Source organism: Caecibacter sp. AF58-12pH5A, assembly GCF_027681725.1.
Taxonomy (GTDB): Bacteria; Bacillota; Negativicutes; order Veillonellales; family Megasphaeraceae; genus Megasphaera; species Megasphaera hominis.
In genome coordinates this window covers 1-9,770 of the sequence record NZ_JAQDBC010000057.1, presented here as the reverse complement: position 1 = coordinate 9,770, position 9,770 = coordinate 1, and the positions used below count along the sequence as shown (strand labels likewise).

General features: G+C 49.5%; 4 protein-coding genes. 3 read left to right on the top strand and 1 reads right to left on the bottom strand.

Annotated elements, in window-relative coordinates:
• Positions 1 to 240: 240 nt before the first annotated feature.
• Positions 241 to 5,844 carry a hypothetical protein gene (locus PGX44_RS13440; RefSeq protein ID WP_498855770.1) on the bottom strand — a complete coding sequence of 1,868 codons (5,604 nt, stop codon included), beginning with the start codon at positions 5,842 to 5,844 and terminating at the stop codon, positions 241 to 243.
• 917 nt (positions 5,845 to 6,761) lie between these two features.
• On the opposite strand from PGX44_RS13440, the gene PGX44_RS13435 reads away from it, so the two are divergent.
• From PGX44_RS13435 to PGX44_RS13425, 3 genes are all read left to right on the top strand, one after another.
• Positions 6,762 to 6,959: a hypothetical protein gene (locus PGX44_RS13435; RefSeq protein WP_498855769.1), complete on the top strand. Its 198-nt coding sequence runs from the start codon at positions 6,762 to 6,764 to the stop codon at positions 6,957 to 6,959.
• A gap of 989 nt (positions 6,960 to 7,948) precedes the next feature.
• Complete coding sequence (cas5, locus tag PGX44_RS13430) at positions 7,949 to 8,617, top strand: CRISPR-associated protein Cas5 (protein ID WP_498855768.1); 669 nt, start codon at positions 7,949 to 7,951, stop codon at positions 8,615 to 8,617.
• The coding region (locus PGX44_RS13425; RefSeq protein ID WP_498855767.1) for a hypothetical protein at positions 8,614 to 9,770 on the top strand (1,157 nt) is incomplete at its 3' end. The genes cas5 and PGX44_RS13425, both read left to right, overlap by 4 nt.

Genomic DNA, 9,770 nt, shown 5'->3' with positions numbered 1-9,770 from the left:
TCAAGATGCAAATAAAAAGAGGATGTGGACAAAATGATTTCTCATTTTGTCACATCCCCATTTGATTTGATACACCATATGATTTTATTTTACGGTTCAGCGGATCCTCAACTTTTTCCTTCGCTATAGAGTGAGAATCACTTAACCACTGATCCCCTTCTCTCGCTCATCAAGCTGGGGATGAGCGGGGAAGGGAGTCCTTGCTTTGCGTCAGCGAGTTTTTTCTCGTCTTTGCTTTTTCTAAAAGGCTCTGCTGATGGTGGCGCTGTAGGTTAGGCCTTTTTGGATGCCTGTCCAGGCTGTTACTTGGATTTTGGCGCCCCAGGGGTTTTCTTTTGTGATCTGGCTTTGCCAGCCTAGTTCAAACAGGGCGCTGGATCCTTTGACTCCGGCTGTCGGGGTTTCCAGGAGGCCGTAGTGGGCTTTGGCGTTGTCTCCAAATTCGTAGTTCCAGGCCAGGCCTGCGTAGTAGGATTTGGACGGGCTGAGGGTTTTGGTCCAGCGGAAGCCTAGTCTTGCAGTGTAGGCGTTTACGCTGTCCAGGTTGTATTGGCTGTTGCCCAAGCCGCTGTGGAGGGTTACCGTGTCGGAGGCCAGGTGGGTCCAGAGGAATTTGGTGTAGATGTCGTAGGTGCTGTTGTTTTGTTTTTGGCAGAGCTTGCCGAGGCCCAGGTGGGCGCTGATGTAGGGCGTGTTGGTGTCGTAGCTGGCTTGGTAGCCTAGGATTTGGGTGTGGAAGTCACTGTCCAGGCGGCCGGCTCTTAGCATGGCTTCGTAGTGGAGGCCATTTGTTTTGTCGCGTCTGACGAGGAGGCCTGCGCCGGTGTAGTGTTGGTCACCGTCGGCTCTGGCGCCGTTGTCCAGGTGGGCTGTGTAGTTGCCGTTGCCGTATTCTACGAAGGGCATGATCGTATCGGCGTAGGTTTCATGGTAGGTGCGGCGGACGAAGCCGAGGTTGCCGTTGAAGCCTTGGGTGTCGATGTAGGAGCCCGTGTCGGTGCGGAGGTCGTGTCCGCCTAGGACGATGTAGGGTGCGAATTTGGCTTTGACTTCGTTTTGTTCCCACGCTGCGAGGGCACCGTCGTAGGCGTTGCTGAGGGCGAAGTCAGCTGCGTTGTTGAGGCGGCTGATGGCCGCAGTGCGTTCTTCAGGGATGAGTTTGGTATCCGGGTGAAGGGCGGGCTGGTCGTTTTCAGGGATGTCGAGGACGATGGTATAGGGGTCTTGCTGGTGGATGCGTACTTGGTGCAGGACGAAGCCCGTGTCGATGGCTTTGTCGAGGCCTGGCATCATGTGGTAGGTGGCGCCGTCGGTAGCAAGGCCCTTGGCGTCGTAAATGACGTTGATGTGTTCGCCCGGGCTGAGTTTGGTAGATTCTTGGATGCCCGCTTGGATGGCGGCGTTGCTGACGTCGGCTGTGTCGGTAACGGTGAGCAGGGTTTCATTGGCGACCGTGTCTTCCGGGACGTAGAAGTTGAGGTTTTGGAAGTAGCCCAGGTTTTGTACGGTGTTGTCTTTGGTGTACATGTTGAGAGTGTTGTCCCGGCTGTCGGTGAGGCTGTAGCCGCCGTAGAGGCTCATCATGGTGCCTAGTTTGCTGCCGTATACGTTGACTGTATTGCCTGTTGCTGCGCCGTTCATAGCGTAGCCGCCGGCGATGAGGTTCGGGTCGATGTTAAGGCTGCTAGAATTGGCGTCCGCATCGGTGGTGCCGGCTGTGCCGCTGTAGAGGTTGAGGGTGTTGCCGCTGGCTTCGCCGGATTGGGAGAAGCCGCCGACGATACTGGTGGTGACGGTACCTTGCTTGAGGGTGACCGTGTTGTTGAGGGCGTTGCCGCTGTTGATGGGCTCAGGTCCGGCAGATAGGCTTAAAACGGGTGCTGCCATGAGGATTGCGTCAGGTCCGGCCTGAAGCTGCAGGTCCAGAGAAATGCCGCCGAGGGCTTTGTCTGCGGTGCTGTCAGCGTCGATGAGGACTTCATTTCCTTTGGCGTCGCCCATGGTAGATGCTTCATACGTCAAGGATTCCGTAATCAGTGAAGAGAGGGTGCTGCCTGTGCCGCCGCCAACGACGAGGCCGGAGTGGCTGTTGGCGAGGTAGACGCTATTGCCGGCAGAGTTGCCGAGGGAGGCGTAGCCGCCTTCTATGGCAGCGATGTCCGAGTGATCCGTCACGGTGACGTAGTTGCCGGAGGCTTCGCTGCCCATGCGGGTCATGCCACCGGCTACGAAGCCGGGCAGCGTTCCATCTGCCAGGACATCTGCCTGGGAGTCGATGATGCGGACTGTATTTCCTGTAGCATTTCCTGCTTCGGCATAGCCGCCGACGGTGAGGGTAAGGTCGCTGTTTGTCGCCTGGAGCGTATTGCCTGTGGCGTCACCGGCGAGGGCCCGGCCGCCTTGGAGACCGATGATGACGGGCCGATCTGTTACGTTCTCGTCGATGTAGCTAGTTTCCATGGTGATACCACTGACGGTGACGGTATTGCCAGAAGCGCCATAGGTGGATTCTGTCGGATAATCGTCTTTTGAGAGGCCACCGATGATGGTGTGATAGGTACCGCTGCCCGTGTCGGTGAGGGTCAGGGTGTTGCCATTGGCATGGCCGTCTTCAGCGATACCGGCTGCGACGATGACTTGGTTATCTGCATCTGCCGTGCTGGCTAAGGCCAGGTCGAGGGTGTTGCTGTCGCGATGGGTACTGCCCCAGCCGCCGAGGATGTGCGTGAGCTGGCTGTTCAGGGTGGTATTTTTTATCTGGACGGTATTGGCGGAGGCTTCACCCGTGTGGGCAATGCCGCCGGCCAGGAGCGTGCCGGTGAAGTTTGCCGATGCCGGTGAAATAGACCATTTGTATATAGAAGTAAACGGGTAAGGGGTTGCTTCACCTGCTGCCGGGCCGACGCTGACGCCGTTCAGGGAGAGGAGGTTTCTATCCGCTGTGCCAGCGGCTGCTTCGCCGCCGATGGCCAGGTCAGTAACGATGGCGTCTTGGTCGAGGTAGACTTGGTTGTCATTGGCACTGCCAGCGCTTACTTCGTAGTACGCCGGATTAGCAATCACTGCACGCAGGACGACGCTGTTAAAGATAGGCGTTGACGACTGTTCGGAGCTGGCTGTGTAGCCGCCCCAGACGCTGCCGATGGTGGCGTGGTGCAGGGTTACGGTGTTCTCATTGGCTTGGAAGTCCAGGCTCAACTTTGTTTGATCCGGTTCTACGCCAAGGTAATATGCTGCATCACTGGCCTCTTGAATTTCGCCGGAGACAGTGCCGCCATAGACGGTGTCAGCCTGGCTATTGGTGAGGCTGGCATTATTGCCGTTGGCTGCTGCCGTGACGGTGGCGCTCAAGGAATTCAGCTTCAGCTGTTGTTGGACCACATCGTTGCCGTCCGGGTCAACCGGCGTAAGGGAGGTATTGGCTTCGGCCTTGCCGCCGTAGACGTCGGCTGCATGTACGTTGGTCAGGGTAATGGCGTTGCCAGCACTGGCGATGCCGGCTGTGTACGTGCCATTTCCCTCACTATCGGTCGTAAGCCGCAAGGCACGTTCTCCGTTGCTGTAAGAGTACGCTGTGTCTTGGCTGCCGGCTTTGCCGCCGTAGAGGTTGCCGGTCTGGATGGAGGGGGCGCCATTGGCGTCGGTTGTGCCGGTGATGGCTACGCGGTTTTGCGAGGCCGTGTCGGGTGCGAGGCCGCCGTAGATGGTGAGCTGGTCGTTGCTTACGTTGGCGTTTGTGAGTTCTACGCTGTTGGCGGAGGCTTCACCGACAGGGGTGTACCCGCCGATGATGACCTGCGGTGACTGCAATGCCCGGGCAACGCGCAAGACCGGGGCTGCACTGGCCAGACTGTTTGCATATGTCATAGGCGGATCATAGCTGATGGTGGCGTCTGCCAGGGTAATTTTGTTGTTGTTGGCGTGGGCTGTGGGTTCCTTTCTTAGCAGCGAATACCAGGTTGAGACTTCCGTTGTGACTTTACCGCCATAGATGCTGCCGTTGACGGTGGTACCCTTGATATGGACTTCATTTCCATCGGCTGCCAGCGTATAGGTGGAAGGGGAAGAGGCCGGAGTTGCAACGGCTACGTTCACGGATCTAAGCAATCCCCCAGTGCTGCCGCCAGTGGAGACTTCGCCGCCGGTAATGTCTGCTGCAGCGGTGCCGCCCACGAGTTCGACCGTGTTCGTGTCAGCATGGAGGGTGTTTTCCGAATTATCGTAGCTGCCATAGGATTGCATCTTGTCTGCTTTACCGCCATAGATATTGCCGGATACGTCCATGTTTTCCAGGTGGACGTTGTTGCTATCGGCGCGGTAGGTTTCGATGGTTTTAGGTACGGATGGCTCTTGTGGCTGTTGTGCCGCAGTGGTCATCAGCACTGCATCGACCATGCCAAAACCCGTGTCGACTAAGCCGCCGTATACTTCATCATAGACGGTACCGTTTTTGAGGTCGACGCGATTATCGTTGGCCTGGAGGGTCGGTTTGAGGATGTCTTCGTTGGAGGTGTCTGCCAAGATTGCGTTTGCGGACTGGAGCTGATATGACGGGTAGTTATACTGGAATCCGTTCCCTTCTACATGACCGCCATAGACCATGTACATGCTGTTGTCTGTACCAGTGACTTTGTTGGCATCGGCGGTGATGGTGTCCGTGACTTCGAGGCTATAGGCCCGGACGGTGCCACCTGTGGTCTGACCGGCAAAGGATTGGGTGAGGGAAACTTCGTTTCCGTTCGCTACGGCATTGCCTGTCGTGCCGCCAATGACGGTATAAGCATAGGCCTGGGTCAGGGAAACGGTGTTTTCGTTCGCGGCTTCATCCCACGTATCCCCACCGGCGACATAGTCCGCCTGAAGGCTTTTTTCCGGGAGCGGGGTCAGGGCATTGGTGTTTGCTGCAGCCGCAGCGATTTCCGTGCCTTTCAGGGTGACTGTATTGTTATTGGCTGTGGATTCGTAGGTATAGCCACCATAGACATCACCGAGCTCAACGGGCACAGCCGTTTCTTGCGTAATGGCTACGGTATTTTCATTGGCTGTGCCATTATAGGCATTGCCGCCAGCGACTTCAGAAATATAGGTCGAATCCGGATCGAGGTTCAGGTTGGTGAGGCTGACTTCGTTCTTGTCGGCGCTGCCTTCGTCATGGATGTAGCCACCGGCAATAGTGAGTTCAGTGTTTTCATTGATATTTACATCGGTAAGACTGACTGTATTGTCCTGGGCCAGGTTATTGCCGGCGCCGCCATAGAGAGAGGCGTTAACCGGCTTTACATCTTGAGTAAGCACGGCAGCCGTAAGGACGTTGGACGGGGCCTCCTTGGCAATAATCAAGGTGGCATCGCGCACGATTACTTCATTGGCTTGGGCAGCAGCGGCTTCTGCATAGCCACCGGCCAAAACGGGACTATCTGTATCTGCTGTAGGCGCTATCAGCACTTCAGCACCCTTCTCGATGACTACCTTATTACCTAAGACGGGCGTAACGTCTTCTATGGTGTAGGCGGCGGCCAGGCTAGGCGTAGCATAGTTTTTACCTTCTACGACATTGCCACCGGTTACGACAACTTTTGCATCGTCTCCACTCAGGGTAATGATGTTGTATTCGGACTGTTTGGTGAGTTCCGATACGTGGACGGCGTCGTCGACGATGACGATAGATTCTTCCGGAATCACTTTCACAGGTGTGTTTTCAGGGAATTTTGTCTCTGCCACAGTATTTGTGTTAGGGTCGACAGTGCCAATCAGGATACTGGCTTGAACTTGGGGTACGCTGAGGGTCATGGTGAATAGGCTGGCTAAGACTAGCATGGTTAGAGTGTTGTACTGTTTTCTCATAGCGATTCTCCTTCCCACTCGTGCCAGCGTACCGAAGGTTCCCTGCCCATACAAGACCTATATTGCTGTTGGTATGTACGCTGTACGATTGTTAAGCTGACGGTGGATGTAATGAATTCATGTTGATAAGACTCCTTGAAATTAGAATATTTTAGTATTGATTTGCCATAATATATTAAGTAATTTTATAATTAAATTACTATTTCTTAGTTCATTATATAATTTTCCCTCTTGTTTTTAAATTATACAAAAGTATATATTTTATACTTTTTCGTTATTCAATATGATGATTCGTGTTAGTTATTATTCATTGATTTGCGTTATTTCGGGAGTTTTTATTATTTGTTGTATGTTATTCGTGAGTATTTTTTTGAAATTATACTATACTTTACGCCGCTTTGTAATATCCTAATCCATCGTGCGTTGCACGATACTTTTCCACTACGCATCCATTTTGAGATGCGCCTCTTTTCCCGATTTTCAGCAATAAAAAAAGCCCGTACACCCTTAAAAATAAAGGATGTACGGGTAGAATAAACTAGAAAAATGATTAACAAAATTCAAAAATATTTGATATGATATAATCATAAAAGGAGGTGAAGCAATGGAAATACTTGAGAGGATAGAAAAGGTTGTCACCATCGTCTCGGGCTTACTGACAATCGCCTTGGCGGTAAAGCACTTACGAGAATGATAACAACCTGGGAGGCGGCTTGCCCCCTGTCACCTCAAGTATAGCACATTTCGCAAATCATGAAAACAGATAAGTTTATTTTTCTAGTGTCTTCTCTGTTGTCATTGCATTGCATTGTGAATATAAATTTCAATGCTTTGGACGCTTTGGATTATGCAGTTCTTGCTACAGCTGTGGTTATGTGGTGCGTGGGCGGTTACGTCTTTGTGAAAGGTAAAATGCGATGACAGAAGAAAACAAATGGGGCGGCACCCGTGAAGGGGCTGGCCGAAAGAAGTCTGAAAATCCACGAGGCCAGCATCAAATACGGGCTACAAACGATGAGTGGGAAGTTATAAAAGAGTTTGCCAAGTTAACGAAGACAGACATTGAGAAAGCAAGAAAATTAGTGAACGAATGGACAAAAGAAACGGGGCTGTGAAATAACACAGATCCAAACAGCAAAGGAGGTCCGCCGACTCTTTCGAGACAGCGGACCTCCTTTTGTGGTAATAAAAAACTACGCTTGCAGAAAGCCGCATAACCTGTAAAAATACTGCTTTAAGAGGAAAGGGGCTTTGCGCCCATTTTTCAAAGGTCATTCTTAAAAAAAAGGAAGTGGACAAAATGCTTTCGCGTTTTGTCACACTCCCATAGATGAAGATTTCACCGAGAAAACGTTGACACATACAATATGGAGAGCGGCATTGATGTTGAACGTAATCCTTAGCAATAAAGAAATAGACCGACTGGGGTACACAACCCTGTCGGCCTATTATGAGCAAGCCCGTGAAAACTAGAGAACCGCCGTGTACCGAACGGTATGCACGGTGGTGTGAGAGGTCGGCCGCAAAAAGGACGCATGAAAGGGGCTAAATTGTAGAAACCCTGTCTCCTAAAACCCGCATTCCCCTGCGGCTGAAACGACAAAAATCGGCGCTGATTGAAAAATCTGTCATGACAGAACCTTATTTCTTTAAGAAAACCCCTACCAAGACAATCGCCATGCGGGCTGGCGCAGATTTGGCTTCTTCTGAAGCTTCTGTATTTAGTATAACGTAAAGCTAGAGAATCTTCAAGTCATATATAGCCTGGGATTGGGGCCAGCGATATTTTCATTGGCTCGAAAGATGCTGTCGGGTTAAGCGGGTCAGTTTTATTCGAAAAAAGCGGGTCAATTCAGAACGTAAAAAATCCGTTTTTCATCAAATTAACACTGAATTTTAGGCCAGTAGATGGCCTAATTTTAGCAACATATAGCTTAGATGCCTGAAAAGCAAACGCGGGATGAATTATACGTTGGGCTATGTCAGATTAGTATGGCTTAAGTATTCACTTTGCTGTTTACAATGTGATATAATAAGGGAAACAAACGTGTGCAAAACGATGCGTATGTACGAAAACGAGCAATGCGAAAGGAGCTGATATATTTTGGATAATAAGTTGTATCATGTGGAAATGGAAATTGCTGGTAATACGGCTATGTGGACGCGGCCAGATTGTGGTGATTCACCATGTAGCTATCCTGCTCCAACTTATTCGGCTGTTCGAGGAATTTTTGAAAGCATTCTTTGGGGTCCGGCAGTACTGGTAATGCCTCGCAAAGTAGAACTTTGTGCACGGCCACAATATCATTCCTATGTAACAAATTATGGAGGACCATTGCGAAGTCCGAATAATATTAAAAAAGATAACAATTATCAGCTGTATGCCACTGTTTTACTGGATGTGTGTTACCGGCTATATGCCGATGTAACTACAAATCCAGACAAACGCAAGTTATCGGCCAAGACATTGGCTTGGGATCGAAGAACAACCTCACCTGGACACGCCTATCAAGAGATGTTTTACAAACGTCTTAAAAAAGGTCAATCATTCGCGACGTTGTCACTAGGATGGAGCGAATTTACACCATCTTATGTAGGTCCATTTAGGGCGACGACGCATGTATGCAATGATATGCCGGATATTATGATTCCATCCATGTATCGCAGCGTGTTTTCAGATGGGTATAAATCTGATTATCGTGCAGTTTATGATACAAATATCTGTATCCGTAAGGGCGTGTTGGAATTTCCGATAAGAGGCGATGCAACGTGATTAACGAATTATACGAGCTGACCAGAGCTTTGCATAAGGCAGATATTCAAATGGATGTATGGCATTTAAAATATTTGCGGCTTCCCAAAATCCGTGCTAAAAATCCATGCCTGGGCATTACACTGGCACATGGAAAAATTGTAGATATTCGCGCAATACCTGTGGATTATGCAGTCGGAATCAGAAAATATGGCACAAATCAAGGGTCTTACCCAGGAATGAACCTAACACCACTATATAAGGTGACTAATGAAGATATAAGTAAAAAAATAAAAAACTTAAAGCCAGAAGAGCTAACTTCTCAGTCGATAGCAGAAATTAAGGCTTTATGTACAGAAAGCAATTGGAATAAAAAATATCTTAATAAATTTAACATATCAATGACAAAGGTTCCAACTGAATTATCTACGCTGATTCCTGATTGCCAACCGCTGCAAATCCTGATGGGAGAAACAAATTATTTTACTGACCCGGAAGTTTTGCACAAGGCGTTGACGAACGCTGCATTTCAAATGCTGGAAAAGCGTGATCATGTATCAGAAGCACTTACATTATTATTTCAATTTTATAGTAAAGATACAACTGAGAACCAATCAAAGAAACAGGATACAGAAAATTTGTCTGTTGTCTTTGAATCTGAACGGCTAATCGAGCAAAATGTACCAGTCATAGATAAAGACGGAAAATTTACCAAGATTATAAATCAGGCATTGTTGCAGGCCGAATTACGGAAAGATACAGGTCAATCTAAATCTGTCGATGCTTTCGGTATTCCAGTTCAAAATGTGGAAGAGAAGATGCCTAAAGTAAAGCTTGCCGGCGGAATGGAAGTTACGCTACGTACCATGTTTAAAGGACAGCCGTGTCAGACACGCTATGGTCGTATAGAAAGTGCAAGCTATCCCATTGCAACTAATGTACGAAAGGAAATTCAGGCGGCCCTAGAGTGGTTGGGAAATGAGGAACATAAGAATATATATTGGATAAATACAGACAAGGGAGAAATCCTTTTTGTATATCCTTTGCAATTGCCACAACTGCCAATATCATTTACGCAGATGTTTCAAATCCCCAGTAATCCGGAAGAAACCTTTTGGGTGTGTCAAGAGTTTTGTGTAAATCGATTCAATAAGCAACATCGTATTGCTGCATA

Coding starts and splice junctions, on each gene's coding strand:
- PGX44_RS13440 (WP_498855770.1), bottom strand. CDS start 5,844: ATGAGAAAACAGTACAACACTCTAACCATGCTAGTCTTAGCCAGCCTA.
- PGX44_RS13435 (WP_498855769.1), top strand. CDS start 6,762: ATGACAGAAGAAAACAAATGGGGCGGCACCCGTGAAGGGGCTGGCCGA.